This window comes from Ensifer sp. R-19 (genome assembly GCF_049905105.1).
Taxonomy (GTDB): domain Bacteria; phylum Pseudomonadota; class Alphaproteobacteria; order Rhizobiales; family Rhizobiaceae; genus Ensifer.
This window is the reverse complement of the sequence record NZ_CP184569.1, coordinates 490,901-507,527: the sequence shown is the minus strand read 5'-3', so window position 1 is coordinate 507,527 and position 16,627 is coordinate 490,901. Positions and strand designations below refer to the sequence as shown.

The window sequence follows — 16,627 nt, the reverse complement described above, 5'->3', positions numbered from 1 at the left end:
TAAAAAGTCATACAATTCGGCCACGCGTTTCATCGCATGGTGAGGAGGAAGCTCGCATGAGCGAAAAGAAGAAAGAACTGCGCAGCCGTCACTGGTACGGCGGCACCGACAAGGATGGATTTATCCATCGCTCCTGGATGAAGAACCAGGGATTTCCGGACCACGTTTTCGACGGCCGTCCGATTATCGGTATCTGCAACACCTGGTCCGAGCTGACGCCCTGCAACAGCCACCTTCGCATCCTTGCCGAAGGGGTGAAGCGCGGCGTCTGGGAAGCCGGCGGCTTCCCGGTCGAGTTCCCGGTGTCTTCGCTCGGCGAGACGCAGATGCGTCCGACCGCGATGCTCTTCCGCAACCTGCTCGCCATGGACGTCGAAGAGGCGATCCGCGCCTATGGCATCGACGGCGTGGTTCTGCTCGGCGGCTGCGACAAGACGACGCCAGGCCAGCTCATGGGTGCGGCCTCCGTCGACCTGCCGACCATCGTCGTCTCCTCCGGACCGATGCTGAACGGCAAATGGAAGGGCAAGGACATCGGCTCCGGCACGGATGTCTGGAAGTTCTCCGAGGCCGTGCGCGCCGGCGAAATGAGCATGCAGGAATTCATGGCGGCCGAAAGCGGCATGTCGCGCTCGCCGGGCGTGTGCATGACGATGGGCACCGCCACCACCATGGCCTCGATCGTCGAGGCGATGGGGCTGTCGCTGCCGACCAACGCGGCGCTTCCCGCCGTCGACGCCCGCCGCATGGCGCTGTCGCACATGACGGGCAAGCGCATCGTCGAGATGGTGCATGAAGACCTGCGCCTGTCGAAGGTGCTGACCAAGAAGAATTTCGAGAACGGCATCATCGCCAATGCCGCCGTCGGCGGCTCGACAAATGCTGTCGTTCACATGCTGGCGATCGCCGGCCGTGCCGGCGTCGATCTCTGTCTCGAGGACTTCGACCGCGTCGGCAGCCAGGTTCCGTGCATCGTCAACTGCATGCCGTCGGGCAAGTATCTGATCGAAGACCTCGCCTATGCCGGCGGCCTGCCGGCGGTGATGAACCGCATCCAGCATCTGCTGCATGCCGATGCACCGACCGTCTTCGGCGTGCCGATCAGCAAGTACTGGGAAGATGCCGAGGTCTATAACGACGACGTCATCCGGCCGCTCGACAATCCGCTGCGCGCTGCAGCCGGCATCCGCGTTCTCAAGGGCAACCTTGCGCCGAACGGCGCCGTCATCAAGCCATCGGCGGCGAGCGAGCATCTGCTCGTTCATGAAGGCCCGGCCTATGTCTTCGAAACGATCGAGGAACTGAAGGCGAAGATCGACGATCCGGATCTGCCGGTGACCGAGGATACCATTCTCGTGCTCAAGGGCTGCGGACCGAAAGGCTATCCGGGCATGGCCGAGGTCGGCAACATGCCGATCCCGCGGCGGCTGGTGGAAAAAGGCGTGCGCGATATGGTGCGCGTTTCGGATGCCCGCATGTCCGGCACCGCCTTCGGCACCGTGGTCTTGCATGTCAGCCCGGAATCGAATGCCGGCGGGCCGCTCGCCATCGTCAAAACCGGCGATCGTATCCGCCTCGACGCGATGAAGGGCGAACTCAACTTGATGATCAGCGAGGAAGAGTTTGCGACGCGCATGGCCGCCTGGCAGGCGCCGCCGCAGAAATGGACGCGCGGCTACTACAAGCTCTACCAGGATACGGTGCTGCAGGCCGACAAGGGCGCAGACCTGGATTTCCTCGTCGGCGGCAGCGGCAGCGAGGTTCTGCGCGAAAGCCACTGACGACGACGCGTCGCAACGGTAATTCGCGAAGTGTTCAGATACCCCGCCACTCCGGCGGGGTATTTTTATCCGGCGAGCGGATGCGAATTGAAGGGGCGTGTTGCAGCCGATGCCGTGACGGGCGAACTCAGACGCGACCAGATCTGAACGCCGTAAAGCGCCAGACCAAGGGCAATGAAGAACTCCTTGTATTCGGTCGGGTCCCAGAGCCGAACGAGCAGTGAAGCCTGCAGGATAAACAGCTCCTGGATGGCAACAATCAGGACGGCGCCGATCGTCAGCACGATGAACTCGCGCCAGTGACCCGCCTTCAACGCGATATCCGCAATCACCAGCAGCATGATCACGGTCATCATCACCATCATCTGCGTCGGCAGTATGCTCCAGTTGTCGCTGTTGAAGGCGGCCATAGGCGCACTTGCCACCAGCACGAGCACGCCCGGCGCGAAGGCGTCGAGCCGGCCAAGGCTCACGCCCTTGCGAAGGTGGAGCCAAATGAAGGGCGCAAGCGTCAGCAGCACGAAACTGCCGGTGTAGTAGAGCAACTCGGAAAAGCCGGTTGAAATGTTGTGCAGGTTCAACTCCTGCTGCTTGTTGACGGCCAGGAGCCCTTCCGGCGTTGAGATGCCGAAGATGCGCTGCATCCAGGATATCTCCTCCATGCCAATCACGAAGAAGCCGGCGCTCAGAAGCGCCGCGGCGCTTGCGGCGATCCACGCAAGCCGCTCTCCCCCGGCGAGGGCTGCACGAAGCTGGCCCGTGGCCGCTGCGGCAAGGAACCCGCTGACGATGAAGATCAGCAGGGCGGACGACCACTCGACCAGGCCGTCCTCGCGCGCCAGGACACTGAAAACTTTCGGATCGATCGCGAAGACCAGTGCCATGAGCGTCGCAAGCGTCCATGTCGCCGCGCAGATCCACAGCTCGCGACGCGAGGCCAGCCGGAGCACCGGCTCTCCGAGCCTGGAGACATCGCGGGTAAACCCCTGAACCGCGGCGAGCGACAGGCTGAGCGCGACCCAGGCATGCCAGAGGCTATAGGGCTGAGCCTGAGGCGCACGCTCGGAAAAATAGCGAGCGCCGAAAAGGTTGCGCTCGATGGAAACGAGAGCGGCCATCGCCAGGACAGACAGGAGGGAGACCGAAAGAAAGCGCCGCGGCAGAAACATGGTGATGTCGTCCAGGATGACAGGACGAAGCAGCTCTGCGTTCTATATCCTGTGTTCCGGGAAGTATCTGCAAGAACAATCAAGAATCCGTCAACGAATAGAAGACCATTATAAACCTCTAAAATACCTGAGTGCAGAATATAGAGACAACTCCCGTGATAAATTGGCCGGTAATCTCCCGCTAAGTTCCAAAGGACATCGGGGATGAACGCAAGTGCGGCCTTACCCATTGAGATTTTGACTGTTTTTTCCGGAACCGTTTGGGCGCTTAGGCGTTGACGTCATATCACCGGTGCGGTGGATCTGGCGACAGCAGCCAGGCCCGTACCTTGATCTGAAACGTCAAGGAAAGGCAGTTTGACATGACTAAGAAACTCGTAACAACCGTCGCGGCTGGCGCGCTCTTCGCGGGTCTTGCTGTCGCCCCGGTAGCTTACACCCAGGATACGACGCAGCCTCAGCCCGACCAGACGCAGACCATGCAGCCGGCACCGACCACGGAAGCTCCGGCTAACGAGGCTCAGACGACGACGCCTCCGGCCGCAGGTGAAGCACCTGCCGACGTCGCGAAGTCGGATGCCACCTATCTGACCGAGCAGGCGAGCGACCAGATTGCAGCCAGCACCTATATGGGCCAGACCGTCTACAATGCCGGTGACGAGAGCATCGGTGAGATCAACGACCTGATCATCAAGAAGGATGGTGCCGTCGAGGCGGCCGTGATCGGCGTCGGTGGCTTCCTGGGTCTGGGCGAAAAGAATGTTGCGGTCCCGTTTGATCGCATCGCGATCGCCGAACAGCCCAATACGGACGCATTGAAGCTGACAACGACGGAAACCGCCGACACGCTGAAGGCGGCACCGGAGTTCAAGACAAAGGCGCAGCAGGTGGCCGAGCAGAACGCCAACCAGCCGGTTGACACCTCGACGACCTCTTCGACGGGCACGGCACCGGCTCAGCCGCAGCAGTAATCAGTATCAGGCTGTCTTCAGTGCACCTACAGAGAGCGGCGGTACCCATCGCCGCTCTATCCTTGTTCAAACGGGCTTTGCTCAGACGAGCACTCCATAACGAAGGGCGTCATAGATGCCCGCATGGATGTTGCGGCTGGACACGGCGTCGCCGATCCGGAACATGTCGAAGCCGGCCGCGGGGTTTCGCTGCGGGATCGGGTTCTCGCCGCGAAGCAGGGCCTTGTAATCGACAGCGCCCAGATTGCGCGACAGCGGCTTCAGTTCACGATAGAGCTCATCCATCGGCAACGTACCGTGCTCGACCACGACCTGGGCCACGCGCCGTTCGACGACGGCCTTCCCCGAAAAGTCCGACCCCAGCGTCGCAATCAGCCCATTGGCATCGCGGCGGACGGATTTCAGCCGCGTGTTGATCGTCACCCGGACATTGTGCTCGGCGAAGGCGGCCGCATAGGGCACATGGTTCATGCCGCCGATCTCCGGCGCGAACATGCGTTCGGGCGAAACGATCTCGAGCTCGACGTCGGCACGCGCGATCAGTTCGGCAGCCGTCATGCCGCTATGGGCACCGTTGTCGTCATAGAGCAGCACCGGGCCTTCCGGCTTCACCGCTCCGGCTATGATATCCCAGCTCGACACCACCAGGTCGTCGCCTGCATCGAGCGCAGGATTTTGCGCAATACCGCCGGTCGCAACGACGACGAGATCAGGGGCACGTTCCTCTATGTCGTCCACGCCGGCAAAGACGTTGTAGTGGATTGGAACGCCCAACCGCTCCAGCTCGGCCAGCCGCCAGTCGACGATGCCGATCAGTTCGCGGCGCCGCGGATTGCGCTGCGCCAGTAATATCTGGCCGCCGGCTGCTCCCGTCGCCTCCAGCACCTCGACCTGGTGGCCGCGCTCGGCAAGCACCCGGGCGGCTTCGAGCCCGGCCGGACCGGCGCCGACGACGACCGCCTTGCGTTTCGGCCCTTTGCTCTTCCGGATGACGTGCGGCACGATCGCCTCGCGCCCGGTCGCAGCGTTGTGGATACAGAGCGCCCCGCCGCCTTCATAGATACGGTCGAGACAGTAGGTCGCGCCAACGCAGGGACGGATTTCCGCCTCCCTGCCCTCTTCGATCTTCCGGACGATATGCGGGTCGGCGATATGGGCGCGGGTCATGCCGACCATGTCGAGCTTGCCTTCGGCAATCGCGTGGCGGGCGGTCGCGACATCGGCGATGCGCGCGGCATGAAAGACCGGAAACTTCGTCGCCGCCCTCACCTCGCCGGCGAAATCGAGATGCGGCGATGCGGCCATGCCCTGGATCGGAATGACCTTGGTCAACGGCGCGTCATGATCGATATGGCCTCGAATGATGTTGAGGAAGTCGACCCTGCCGGAACCCGCCAGCCGCCGGGCGATTTCGATGCCCTCCTCCTTTGAGAGCCCCTTGTCCCAATCCTCGTCTGCGACCATGCGGATGCCGACGATGAAATCCGCGCCGACGGAGGCGCGGATTGCGTCGAGCACCATGTTGGTGAACCGCAGCCGGTTGTCGAGCGAGCCGCCGAAATCGTCGTCACGATGGTTCGTCGCCGGTGACCAGAAGCCATCCATCAGGTGGCCATAGGCCTCGAGCTCGATGCCGTCGAGGCCGGCGGCCTGCATGCGCGCGGCGGCCGCCGCATAGTCGCCGACGATACGCTCGATATCCCAGTCCTCGATCTCCTTGGGAAAGGAGCGGTGCGCGGCTTCACGCACCGGCGATGCGGAGAGAACTGGCAGCCAGTCACCCTTGTTCCAGCCGGTGCGGCGCCCGAGATGGGTGAGCTGGATCATCACCGCGCAATCATGCTCGTGACAGTCGTCGGCGATCTTCTTCAGCCACGGCACGATCTCGTCCGAATAGGCGTAGAGATTGCCAAAAGCCGGCGGCGAATCCTCAGACACGATCGCCGAGCCCGCGGTCATCGTCAGCGCCATGCCGCCCTTGGCCTTTTCCAGGTGATAAAGCCTGTAGCGATCCTTCGGCATGCCGTCTTCGGAATAGGCCGGCTCGTGCGCCGTCGACATGATCCGGTTCTTGAGCGTCAGATGCTTGAGGCGATAGGGCTGGAGCAGCGGGTCTTTCGATAGTGTCATTTCATATTCCTTGAGACGCGACGGATCGTGCCGGTTTCGTCAGTACCAGGCATCCGCCATGCTCTCCTTGCGGCGCGTGACATAATCGATCAGCGCCTCGTCGAGCGCCACGTCCAGCGGCGGCGCTTCGTATTCGGCAAGCGTCTTCTTCCAGGCGCGGTTGGCGCGTGTTGCCATATCGGTCTCGCCCTCCTCGACCCACTTCTCGAACGGTTCGTTGTCGGAGAGCGCCGAATCCCAGAAGGCCGTCTGGTAATTGCGCATGGTGTGATCGCAACCGAGGAAGTGGCTGCCGGGACCGACCTGCAGGAAGGCGTCCATCGCCAGCGTGTTGTCGTCGACGACGACGCCGGCGAGATAGGAATGCAGCGCGCCGCAGAAGTCCGTGTCCATGACAAACTTCTCGTAGGACATGGCGAGCAGCCCATCGACGAAACCGGCCGAATGCAGAATGAAATTGGCGCCGCAATGCACCGCCGACAGCATCGACATCGCGCCTTCCTGCATCGCCTGCGCGTCGGGCAGCTTCGAATTGGAGAAGTTGCCGGCGCAGCGCAGCGGCAGGCCGAGCCGGCGTGCGAGCTGGCCGACGACCATGCTGCCGATCGCCGGCTCCGGCGTGCCGAAGGTCGGCGAACCCGAGCGTAGCGACATGGACGACAGGAAATTGCCGAAAATGACCGGTGCACCCTTGCGTTCGAGCTGGGTCAGCGCACAGCCGGCGAGCGTTTCGGCATAGGACTGGGCGATGGCGCCGGCATTGGTGACCGGCCCCATGGCGCCGCCCAGAATAAAGGGCACGATGACCGCCGCCTGGTTTGCGCGCGCATAGGCGCGCAACGATTTCGTCATCGTCCCGTCCCAGACCAGCGGCGAGTTGACGTTGACGTTGCCGAGGATGACGCAGTTGCGGTCGACGAAATCGCGGCCGAAAAGAATGCGTGCCATCTCGATCGAGTCCGCGGCCCGCTCTTCGGCCGTGATCGAACCCATGAAGGCGCGGTCGGAATATTTGATGTGGCTGTAGACCATGTCGAGGTGGCGCTTGTTGACGGGCACATCGACCGGCTCGCAGATCGTGCCGCCGGAATGGTGCAGCCATGGGCTCGATTGCGCCAGCTTGATCAAATTGCGGAAGTCCTCGATCGTGCCGTAGCGCCGGCCCTTGTCGAGATCCATGACGAAGGGCGACCCATAGGCCGGGGAGAAGACGACGTTGTTGCCGCCGATCTCGACATTGCGGACGGGATTGCGGGCATGCTGGGTGAACTGCCGTGGTGCCGAGGCGACGATTTCCTTGAGCATACCGGGCTCGAAGGTTACGCGCACGCCATCAATCTTGGCGCCGGCCCGCTTCCAATGGGCGAGCGCCTCGGGGTCGTCGCGGAACTCGATGCCGACCTCGGCAAGGATACGATCGGCGACCGCTTCGATACGCAGCAGGCTCTCTTCGCCGAGGATATCGTAGGTCGGGATGTTGCGGACGATGTAGGGAACGCCGAAGCTTCGGCCCGCGCCTTCGCGCCGTTGCGGTCTTGAGCCCCGCGTCCGTCTCGGTGCCGCCTCGCCCGCTACCATTGCCGTGTCCATGCTCACATCCTCCCATCATCTGAGATGATGCTATTGACGAAAAATTCCATTGTAACGCTGGAAAAATTCGAGCCATGCGATAAGCATGATTTATGGAAAACCTGCGCCGCCTGCTTCCCTCCGCCGCCAGCCTCATCGTTTTCGAGGCGGCCGGCCGTCACCAGAACTTCACCCGAGCCGCCAGCGAGCTCGGCATGACGCAGGCGGCAGTCTCCTACGCCATCCGCGGCCTCGAAGACCAGTTGGGCGTGCCGCTGTTTCACCGCGTGCACCGGGCGGTGGAACTGACCGAGGCGGGAGAGAAGTTTCACGCCGACGTGTCGGTCGGTCTGTCGCGCATTCAGAAGTCGGCCGAGGACATCCGCGCCAAGGGCCGCGAAACCAACGTGACGCTTGCGGCGTCGACCGCCTTTGCCTCGATGTGGATGCTGCCGCGCCTCAACCGCATGCGCGAGGACCTGCCGGAGATCGACCTTCGCATCCAGACGAGCGTGCGCGATCTCGATCTTGAGGAGGATCCGATCCCGCTCGGCATCCGCGGCGGCGACCCCAGCCACTGGCCGCGCTATCATGCCGCCCAGCTCGCCGAGGAGGTCGTCAACGCCGTCGCAACGCCGGCCTATATCGAGGAGCACGGGCTGCCGGGGACCGCAGCCGACCTGCAGCGGCACAACCTCATTCATCTCGAGGAACCGGTGCGACGGGCCTGCGACTGGACCGAATGGTTTGCGAGCGCCGGCCTCACCTATCCCAAACAGGCACGCCGCCTGACGATCAACGATTATGTTCTGGTCATGCAGGCGGTGCTCGCGGGCGAAGGCGTGGCGCTCGGCTGGGAACACCTGATCAACCCGCAGATCCGCTCCGGCGCCCTGATGCCGGTCGCCGGACACGTGCTCAAGACCGGTCTCGCCTTTTATGTCGTCTGGCCGCGGTCACGCGAACTCAACGCCCAGGCAAAACGGGTCCGCGACTGGTTGTTGGAAGAGGGGCGTCGGGATCGCGTGGCGCTCTCGGGAACCGGTGAATAGACCGATCAGGCCTGGACCGAAACACCGCTATAACGATCGGAAAGGTAGCGCATCGTCGCCACGGCATCGGCCGGTTTTCCATAGAAGTAGCCCTGCCCGAGGCCGCAACCGAGCGCCTTCAGCTTCAAGGCTTCGGAAAAGTCCTCGATGCCTTCAGCGACGACTTCCAGTTCGAGGCCCTCGCACATCGAGACGATCGCCTTGATGATGTGTTCCGAAGCACGGTCGGCGGAAATGCGCGAGACGAAGGCGCGATCGATTTTGACCTTGTCGAAAGAAAAATCGCGAAGGCGACCCAGGCTCGACTGCCCGGTGCCGAAGTCGTCGAGCGAGACGCGCACGCCGGCGGCACGCAGTTCCGCAACGATCTTCTGGGCGATGTCGGCATCGGCCATGACAGCCGTCTCGGTGATCTCCAGTTCCAATCGCCTGGGATCGAGGCCGATCTGATGGATGATCGACAGCAACCGGTGGCTGGTCGCCGGATCCATGAGCTGCGCCGAGGAGAGATTGAAGGAGAGGAAAAGCTCCTTCGGCCAGGAGAGCGCCGCATGCGCCGCCTTGCGCAACAGCACTTCAGCGAGAGATTCGATAAACCCGCGCTCCTCGGCCAGCGGCACGAAAACAGCCGGGGAAACATAGCCGAGATCGGCGTCGCACCAGCGCGCCAGGGCTTCGAAACCGACGACTGCATCATTGCGCAGATCGACGATCGGCTGGAAATGCACGTCGACCTCATTGGCGATGATGGCATTGCGCAGCGCCTGCTCGAGCTGCGTTGCGCGCTTCATTTCCTGAGCGATTTCCTGCGAATAGACGGTGATCTGGCCACGGCCGCGCCGCTTCGAACGATAGAGTGCTGTATCTGCGCTCTTCAGCAGATCCTCGAACACTTCTCCGGCAAAGGGGTAGACCGCAAATCCGAAGGACGCGGACAGACGCACATGGCGGTCGCCGAGATCGAAGGGCGCCGACAGCACCTCCTTCAACATCTGCCCGACCTTCTCCGCCCCCTTGCGCTCGAAGACGAGCGGCAGGACGAAGGCGAACTCGTCACTTTCCGAACGGGTGATCGTCGCCCCCTCGGGCGCGCAGGCTTTCAGCCGGTAGGCCACCTGGCAGAGGATCTCGTCACCAGCCGCCGGCCCGAACAGGTCATTGATCGGCTTGAAACCATCGATATTGGCAAGGCCGATGGTGAAGGGCGCGGGATCGCTTGCACGCTCCCTGGCGAGATCCAGCACGGTCTGGCGCAGGCAGCGGGAATTACCGAGCCCCGTCAATAGATCGACGTTGCCCGTCACGGCGGGCATCTCGAGGCCGATGCGATGATAGGGGGTCTCAACCGCCGTCATTGCCGCGTCTCCGCAGCTCGGTCAGCAGTATGCGGGCGACGACGCTCCGCTGCCGGCGAAACCGAACGCCACGGCGCGAACCGGCAATGTCGTTCCGACACGGTCCGGACATGGGCAACGGGATGGGCGCAATGCATTCGGGCGGGCTCTACACTTTAACGGCAATTCGGTGCAGACGATCGCAATCGGCGGTTAACAATCCGATATCGCTCTGCTCCTAGATCTGCCATTAGCCTCCCCAATTCTAGCGAGTTGACACGTCTTTCATTCAACCTGCCGTTCGCATCGCCTTTGCCGGCATGAATTTTCTAAGCACCGCCTCGATCATGTCGGGGCTCACGGGCTTCATGATATGGTCGTCCATGCCCGATGCGTTGCACTGCTGCAGGTCGATATCCAGCGCCTGCGCGGTGACCGCGATGATCGGCGTTTTCTGCCCTCTGGTATTTTCTGCCGACCGGATGGCGACCGTGGCATCGAAGCCGTTCATGATCGGCATCGAGACGTCCATCAGCACCAGAGCCGGTTGCAGTTCATGCCAGAGCTCGACGGCCTCGCGGCCGTTGGCGGCGATCCGATGCGAGACGCCGAGCCCCTCCAGGATTTGCGTGAACACGAACTGGTTGATCTGATTGTCTTCGGCAACGAGCACGTCGACCTGTGGCGTCGGCGGCGGTGCAGCAATCCCCTCGCCTTCAAACGACAACGACCAATCGGGCTGCAGCGTCGGAGACGCCGTAGTCCGCTCGGAGCAGACGCGGAACACTTCGGCCAGCACCGCAGCGCCGTCCTGCTGCGCGGAAAGCGGCAGGACCGGGCAATGACGCCAGGCCGAAACGATCTGCTGTCTCTCGGAAAACGCCAGGTCGAGAAGCAGGACATCGAGCTTGATGCCGGCGTCCTCGACCGCATGTCCGAAGGCACGAAGCTCACCCGCATCGCGAACAGCGCAGGCGTCGAGCCCAGAGCCACGCAGACGCCCGACGAGCCGGTCTTCCATCGCCCGGTCGGTCGTGGCAACCAGGACACGAAGACCGCGGGCCGGCAAGGTCTCGATCATCGATCCCGCTTCCACGAGTTGCTGGACATTCAGCGCCCGGAACGGGTCGTAGAAATTCTGCGCCGCCGCGAAGATGCTGTAATCGCGGATCTGCAGGCCAACTTCGGCCGGAGGTTCATCGCTACTCTGATGCAAGAGGGCGATATCGGTGACGTCGTTCATGCAGGTCACGACGAAATGACGGCCGGGCATGCCGACGCGGTACTTGCGCGTGAGCACCCAGAGATCGCTGCCATCGGCGCGCACGATGTGCTCGGCCTGCGAGTATGGCTTGCCGGTCTCGAGCACCATGCGGTCGGACTGCTCGAAACGTTCGGCAAGCTCGCTTTCGACCAGATCCCAGGCGGAACGGCCGAGAATGGCATCCTGCTGCAGATCATGGATCAGGCAGAAGGCCTTGTTGACGGCGATATAGTTGAGGTTGCGATCCTTGACGCAGATCGGATTGGGCTGGGCATCGAGGATCTGTTCGGTCAGCTCGACGCGCTCCAGGTCCGTCTGAAGCTGCTCGTCGCGCTTCTTCTGATCGGAAACGTCACTGATCGACAGGATGCCGATGCCGCTCGATAGCCGACGCTTGCGCATCGAAACCCAGCGGGTACGGCCGGCGCGCTCGACGCTTTCGTAACGTTCGCGCCAGTGCAGCGCCATATGCTCGGCAATCCAGTCCTCGCGATTGGTGCGGCGGCGGCTGCTTTCCGGAACGGTGCCCGGGCGAACGCCGGTGTCATAAACGGCGCCGAGAAAATCTCGCAGACGCGTGCCCGGCATCAGGATTTCCGACGGCACAGGGAAGAACTGCAGCATCGTGCGGCTGGCAAAGAGAATGGTGTCGTCTCGACTGCAGACAAGCACAGCGATGCCGAGTGCGTCGCAGCTCGACTCCAGAATGATCCGGTTGATGTCCGCGCCGTTCGACGCCCCATCGCTCATTGCGCTGTCCTCACTCGCCTACCGCATGCTTCAATCGTCCCCGATCTGAGGAAACATGCGGCCATTCACAGTGCTACAGCGACCTCAGCGCGCCCAGTAGGACGCGCGGCGCTGCGGCGGCGGTTCATTTCGGGACATGCTGGGAAGGCCTTGGCAGGCGTCTCTTCGAGCGGCGGGAGTACGGCGTCCAGCTACGCCGCAATGCTCAAAAGACAAAACCCGTGATCATTCAGGTTGTTGTGGAAAATCGCAGCAGAGTGTTAAGGGGCGATTAAACCGCCCGCTCATTTTTCCGCAACGAAGACCGCGTTCATTTAAGGCCGCGGACGAGGCGCCATTTCCCCTTTCGTTTCCCAAGCGAATCCGGGAAAATAGGACATGGCCATCAAGCAACTTTCAGAAACCCTCATCAACCAGATCGCCGCCGGCGAAGTCATCGAACGCCCCGCCAGCGCCGCCAAGGAACTGATTGAGAACGCCCTCGACGCCGGCGCCACGCGCATCGAAATCGCGACCGCAGGCGGCGGCAAGACGCTCCTGCGCGTGACCGACAATGGCTCAGGCATGACGCCGAACGATCTCGAACTGGCGGTGCGCCGGCACTGTACGTCGAAGCTCGACGACAGCCTGTTCGACATTCGCACGCTCGGCTTTCGGGGCGAGGCGCTGCCTTCGATCGGCTCGGTCGCTCGCCTCTCGATCACCACACGCACGGTCGGCGCCACTGAAGGCGCGGTCATCGCCGTCACCGGCGGCAAGACCGATCCGGTTCGCCCGTCACCCGCCAATACCGGCACGGTTGTCGAGGTGCGCGACCTCTTCTTCGCGACGCCGGCGCGGCTGAAATTCATGAAGTCCGAGAAGGCGGAAGCGGCGGCGATCTCCGAGATCGTACGCCGCATGGCGATCGCCTTCCCGGCGGTCCGCTTCGTGCTCTCCGGCAGCGACCGCTCGACGCTGGAATTCCCGGCGACCGGCGACGATCGTCTGGCGCGCATGGCCCAGGTGCTCGGCAAGGATTTCCGCGACAACGCGATCGAAATCGATGCGACACGCGAAGATGTCGGGCTCACCGGCTTTGCCGGCGTGCCGACCTACAATCGCGGCAACTCGCTGCAGCAATATGTCTTCGTCAATGGCCGCCCGGTGCAGGACAAGCTGTTGCTGTCGGCGATCCGGGCCGCCTATTCCGAAACGATCCCGAGCGGCCGCTATCCGGTCGCGGTGCTGTCGATCGCGCTCGACCCGGCGCTCGTCGACGTCAACGTGCATCCGGCGAAATCCGATGTGCGCTTCCGCGACCCGGGCCTCATCCGCGGGCTGATCATCGGTGCCATCCGCGAGGCGCTGACGCGCGAAGGCGACCGGGCGGCAACCACCGGCGCCAGTGGTCTGATGCGGGCCTTCCGAGCGGAGTCCTATCGGCCGCAGGCGCCGTGGAAGCCGGAAACTTCGCCATCACGACCCATGCAATTCGAGACGGTGAACGGCCGCTTCTCCGAACAGCCGCAGGCGAGCTTCGCTGCTTTTGCGGCACCATCGGCACGGACTGGCGCCCCGTCCGAGCGTGAGGCAGCGGTCGCGCAACAGGAAACGCCGGCACCGCCATCCTTCCCGCTCGGCGCGGTCAGGGCGCAGCTCCATGAGAACTACATCGTCGCCCAGACGAATGACGGCCTCGTCATCGTCGACCAGCATGCCGCCCATGAGCGGCTGGTGTTCGAGGCGATGCGCACGGCGCTGCATTCACGGCCCGTCGCGGCGCAGGCTTTGCTGATCCCGGAAATCGTCGATCTGGCCGAAGACGATTGCGACCGGCTGATGGCGCATGCGGCGGAGTTCGCCCGCCTTGGCCTTGCCATCGAACGCTTCGGCCCGGGGGCGATCGCCGTGCGCGAGACGCCTGCCATGCTCGGCGAAATGGATGCCGTCGGCCTGGTGCGCCAGCTTGCCGACGAACTTGCCGAATGGGACACCGCCAACGGCCTCACAAGCCGGCTCGAATATCTTGCCGCGACGATGGCCTGCCATGGATCGGTGCGCTCCGGCCGACGCATGCGCACCGAGGAAATGAACGCTTTGCTGCGGCAGATGGAGGCGACGCCCGGCTCCGGCCAATGCAACCACGGGCGGCCGACCTATATCGAGCTCAAGCTTTCCGATATTGAACGGCTGTTCGGCCGAAGCTGATCGCGCGCGGCGGCGAAATGCGGCTGGCATTTTGCCGGATGGCGAGCTAGACCAGAGAACAGACCACAGAGACGCGATAGGCAACGAACATGATGAACCGGTTTGAAGGAAGCGCGTCGCGCGAGGCGAAAATCCGTTATCTCGACGGCGACTTTCAGATCATTCTCGCCGGCTCGCATGTGATCTGCGCGATGACCGGCAAGACCATTCCCGTCGACGAGCTGCGCTACTGGAGCGTCGCCCGGCAGGAAGCCTATGTCGATGCGGAAGCCTCGCTCGAGGCGGAAAAGCGCGCCGGCGCGCTGCCGAACCAGCGCCGCTAAGGCTCAGCCCGGCTTCTCCCACACCGATAAGTGATTACTTGCTCGCGCCTTCGCGCAGCTTTCGCGCGCGCGCGGCAGCAAGTGCCGTCTCGATAATCTTCTTGGGCGCCATAGGGTCGTCGAAGCGCACGTCGATTTCGATCACGCGGCTGGCCGCGGCCAGCTCGGCGGCGCGGCCATGGCCGGGCTCGAGCCGAACCATGTCCTTGGCGGTCGTGACAAGCGTGCAGCCCAAGGCCGCCGCTCGATCGAGCAGGTCGGCGATCTCGTCGTCGGAGAAATGGTGATGATCCGGAAAGCTGCGGGTTTCCTCGACGACAGCACCGGTCTCGCGCACCGTGCGGTAGAATTTCTCCGGATCGGCGATACCGGCCCAGGCAAGGACCTTGACGCCTTTCAGCGACCCGTCGTCGAGCCTCACCACATCGGCCTCGTAGATCTGCTTTCCGGCGCGGGCTGCGCGGCGGATCAGGGCATCGGCCTCCGTGCCGCCGCCGATCTTCAGCAATGCCGTGGCGTGCCGAAGTTGATTGGGCAGCGGCGCCCGCACCGGGCCTGCCGGCACCAGATAGCCGTTGCCGATGCCGCGGCGCGAGTCGATCACCAAAAGGGCAAAGTCGAAGGCGAGCCGCGCGCTCTGGAAGCCGTCGTCCATGATGATGATATCGACACCTTCCTTCACCAAGCGGCGAGCGCCATCGACACGGCGGCGGCAGACGACGGTCAACGCCTCACGCGCCAGAAGCAGGGGCTCGTCGCCGACATCGCGCGCACGGTGATGCTCCGGATCGACGACGGTCGTCACGTCGAGCGAGCCGCCATAGCCGCGGCTCAGGAACCCGGGTTTCAACCCTTTCTGACGGATGACGCGGGCAAGCGCGATCGCGGTCGGCGTCTTGCCGGCGCCGCCGACGGTGAAGTTGCCGATGCAGATGACCGGAACCGGAACCGAGGCTCGATGGGCGCGGTCCATGCGCAGGCCGGCAATGCGGCCATATACCCATGAAAACGGCCACAACGCGCGCGCGCGCCAATCCGCCTTTGTCCACCAGAATGGCGGCGCTTCCGATACCATCTTCGTTCCGCGGCCCCCAGCCGGTGTCGTCCATCCGCTCCGGGAGGACATATGTCGTTCTTACCGCCGGAAGCCGACGGATCGCCCAAAAAACGTCAGAATGTGAAAAAACGCAAGCTATGGATACGATTGCAGCGACCTGGGCCGGCGGCCGCGAGGCAAAATCGCCTGTCGACAGACAAGTGCTTCACGCTTTTCCCGGATTGGCGACTAGAGCATCCCGCTTTCAAGCGGAATCACGTGACAGCGGAAAGATGCTCTAGAAACAAAGTACTAGAGCGTCCTTAGTGCGTTCATCTGAACGCACGGCGCTCTAGAGGACAGCCTCAAGTTCGGTGATGTCGGCAAGGCAATGGTCCGAGGCCGCCGCGAGCGACTGGCGCGAACCGGTCCCGGTCAGCACCGCGACCGTCATGCCGACGCCGGCACTGCGGCCCATGTGCATGTCGTGATTGTTGTCGCCGACGACGACGACCTGATGCGGCTCCAAGCCTGTTGCGGCACAAAAGCCGAGCACCATGCCAGGCTCCGGCTTGACGCCGTAGCCGCTGTCATAACCCGCTACATAATGCAGGTAACCATCGAAACCGAAGCGTTTGGCGGTCTCGCGGATCGATTTTTCGTTGTCGCTGGAGGCGACCCCAAGCCGATAGCCCTTGGCATGCAGACCGGCGAAGAATGTGCCAAGATCGGTGACCGGGACGGCATATTCCGCCGAGCGCGCGAACAGGCTGTCGAACAGGGTGGTGAGATCCGCCACGGTAAAGGGCGCGCCCGCCCCCACGAAACCGGTCGCGATCTCAACCGTGTTGCCCGCCGCAAGCAGGCTGTCAGGCAGTACATGGCCGGTGTCGGCGTCCATGCCGCCCGCTTTCAGCAATACGCGGGCCAATGCCTCATCACCCTTGGCCGCAAGCCGTGCCAGCTCATAGTTCACCGGCACCCAGCTCTTTGCGTAGTCGAGCAGGGTTCCGTCCTTGTCGAACAGGATGCCGGCTATGGCCTTGGGTGCGGTCATG

At 63.2% G+C, this 16,627-nt stretch carries 12 protein-coding genes; 5 read left to right on the top strand and 7 right to left on the bottom strand.

All coding sequences use genetic code 11. The features are described 5' to 3' along the window. Positions 1-56: 56 nt before the first annotated feature. Positions 57-1,781 (top strand): IlvD/Edd family dehydratase, encoded by a 1,725-nt coding sequence (locus ACN9MO_RS02350; protein WP_113133193.1) that lies wholly within the window; start codon positions 57-59, stop codon positions 1,779-1,781. A gap of 65 nt (positions 1,782-1,846) precedes the next feature. On the opposite strand, the gene ACN9MO_RS02345 is transcribed toward ACN9MO_RS02350, so the two are convergent. Further along, positions 1,847-2,950 carry a hypothetical protein gene (locus ACN9MO_RS02345; RefSeq protein ID WP_113133194.1) on the bottom strand — a complete coding sequence of 368 codons (1,104 nt, stop codon included), beginning with the start codon at positions 2,948-2,950 and terminating at the stop codon, positions 1,847-1,849. A gap of 362 nt (positions 2,951-3,312) precedes the next feature. Between ACN9MO_RS02345 and ACN9MO_RS02340 the strand changes: the two genes are divergently transcribed. Then, positions 3,313-3,921 (top strand): PRC-barrel domain-containing protein, encoded by a 609-nt coding sequence (locus tag ACN9MO_RS02340; protein WP_058320429.1) that lies wholly within the window; start codon positions 3,313-3,315, stop codon positions 3,919-3,921. A gap of 81 nt (positions 3,922-4,002) precedes the next feature. Here the strand turns inward: ACN9MO_RS02340 and ACN9MO_RS02335 are convergent, their stop codons facing one another. Beyond that, positions 4,003-6,051, bottom strand: coding sequence for an NADH:flavin oxidoreductase (locus ACN9MO_RS02335; RefSeq protein ID WP_113133195.1), 2,049 nt, complete (start codon positions 6,049-6,051; stop codon positions 4,003-4,005). Between the two features lie 39 nt (positions 6,052-6,090). Continuing rightward, on the bottom strand, positions 6,091-7,641 hold the full coding sequence (locus ACN9MO_RS02330) for a trimethylamine methyltransferase family protein (protein ID WP_113133196.1): 1,551 nt from the start codon (positions 7,639-7,641) through the stop codon (positions 6,091-6,093). Between the two features lie 92 nt (positions 7,642-7,733). On the opposite strand from ACN9MO_RS02330, the gene ACN9MO_RS02325 reads away from it, so the two are divergent. Next, the gene (locus ACN9MO_RS02325; RefSeq protein WP_113133197.1) at positions 7,734-8,672 is read left to right on the top strand and encodes a LysR substrate-binding domain-containing protein; all 939 of its coding nucleotides are present in this window, start codon (positions 7,734-7,736) and stop codon (positions 8,670-8,672) included. A gap of 5 nt (positions 8,673-8,677) precedes the next feature. Here ACN9MO_RS02325 and ACN9MO_RS02320 read toward each other — a convergent pair whose 3' ends face one another. Together ACN9MO_RS02320 and ACN9MO_RS02315 are read right to left on the bottom strand one after the other, a co-directional pair. Then, the gene (locus tag ACN9MO_RS02320; RefSeq protein ID WP_057251098.1) at positions 8,678-9,985 is read right to left on the bottom strand and encodes a putative bifunctional diguanylate cyclase/phosphodiesterase; all 1,308 of its coding nucleotides are present in this window, start codon (positions 9,983-9,985) and stop codon (positions 8,678-8,680) included. Positions 9,986-10,295: 310 nt separating this feature from the next. Continuing rightward, entirely contained in the window at positions 10,296-12,020 is a 1,725-nt protein-coding gene (locus tag ACN9MO_RS02315) for a response regulator (RefSeq protein WP_113133198.1), read from the bottom strand. Positions 12,021-12,398: 378 nt separating this feature from the next. On the opposite strand from ACN9MO_RS02315, the gene mutL reads away from it, so the two are divergent. Both mutL and ACN9MO_RS02305 read left to right on the top strand, forming a co-directional pair. After that, positions 12,399-14,210: a DNA mismatch repair endonuclease MutL gene (gene mutL / locus ACN9MO_RS02310; RefSeq protein WP_113133199.1), complete on the top strand. Its 1,812-nt coding sequence runs from the start codon at positions 12,399-12,401 to the stop codon at positions 14,208-14,210. Between the two features lie 89 nt (positions 14,211-14,299). Beyond that, positions 14,300-14,533, top strand: coding sequence for a DUF2093 domain-containing protein (locus ACN9MO_RS02305; protein ID WP_057250852.1), 234 nt, complete (start codon positions 14,300-14,302; stop codon positions 14,531-14,533). 34 nt (positions 14,534-14,567) lie between these two features. On the opposite strand, the gene lpxK is transcribed toward ACN9MO_RS02305, so the two are convergent. Together lpxK and ACN9MO_RS02295 are read right to left on the bottom strand one after the other, a co-directional pair. Beyond that, complete coding sequence (gene lpxK / locus ACN9MO_RS02300) at positions 14,568-15,608, bottom strand: tetraacyldisaccharide 4'-kinase (RefSeq protein WP_113133200.1); 1,041 nt, start codon at positions 15,606-15,608, stop codon at positions 14,568-14,570. 313 nt (positions 15,609-15,921) lie between these two features. Next, on the bottom strand, positions 15,922-16,626 hold the full coding sequence (locus ACN9MO_RS02295) for an HAD family hydrolase (protein ID WP_057250856.1): 705 nt from the start codon (positions 16,624-16,626) through the stop codon (positions 15,922-15,924). Between the last annotated feature and the right edge of the window lies 1 nt (position 16,627).

Coding starts and splice junctions, on each gene's coding strand:
- ACN9MO_RS02335 (WP_113133195.1), bottom strand. CDS start 6,051: ATGACACTATCGAAAGACCCGCTGCTCCAGCCCTATCGCCTCAAGCAT.
- ACN9MO_RS02340 (WP_058320429.1), top strand. CDS start 3,313: ATGACTAAGAAACTCGTAACAACCGTCGCGGCTGGCGCGCTCTTCGCG.
- ACN9MO_RS02325 (WP_113133197.1), top strand. CDS start 7,734: ATGGAAAACCTGCGCCGCCTGCTTCCCTCCGCCGCCAGCCTCATCGTT.
- lpxK (WP_113133200.1), bottom strand. CDS start 15,608: ATGGTATCGGAAGCGCCGCCATTCTGGTGGACAAAGGCGGATTGGCGC.
- mutL (WP_113133199.1), top strand. CDS start 12,399: ATGGCCATCAAGCAACTTTCAGAAACCCTCATCAACCAGATCGCCGCC.
- ACN9MO_RS02305 (WP_057250852.1), top strand. CDS start 14,300: ATGATGAACCGGTTTGAAGGAAGCGCGTCGCGCGAGGCGAAAATCCGT.
- ACN9MO_RS02345 (WP_113133194.1), bottom strand. CDS start 2,950: ATGTTTCTGCCGCGGCGCTTTCTTTCGGTCTCCCTCCTGTCTGTCCTG.
- ACN9MO_RS02315 (WP_113133198.1), bottom strand. CDS start 12,020: ATGAGCGATGGGGCGTCGAACGGCGCGGACATCAACCGGATCATTCTG.
- ACN9MO_RS02350 (WP_113133193.1), top strand. CDS start 57: ATGAGCGAAAAGAAGAAAGAACTGCGCAGCCGTCACTGGTACGGCGGC.
- ACN9MO_RS02330 (WP_113133196.1), bottom strand. CDS start 7,641: ATGGACACGGCAATGGTAGCGGGCGAGGCGGCACCGAGACGGACGCGG.
- ACN9MO_RS02320 (WP_057251098.1), bottom strand. CDS start 9,985: ATGCCCGCCGTGACGGGCAACGTCGATCTATTGACGGGGCTCGGTAAT.
- ACN9MO_RS02295 (WP_057250856.1), bottom strand. CDS start 16,626: ATGACCGCACCCAAGGCCATAGCCGGCATCCTGTTCGACAAGGACGGA.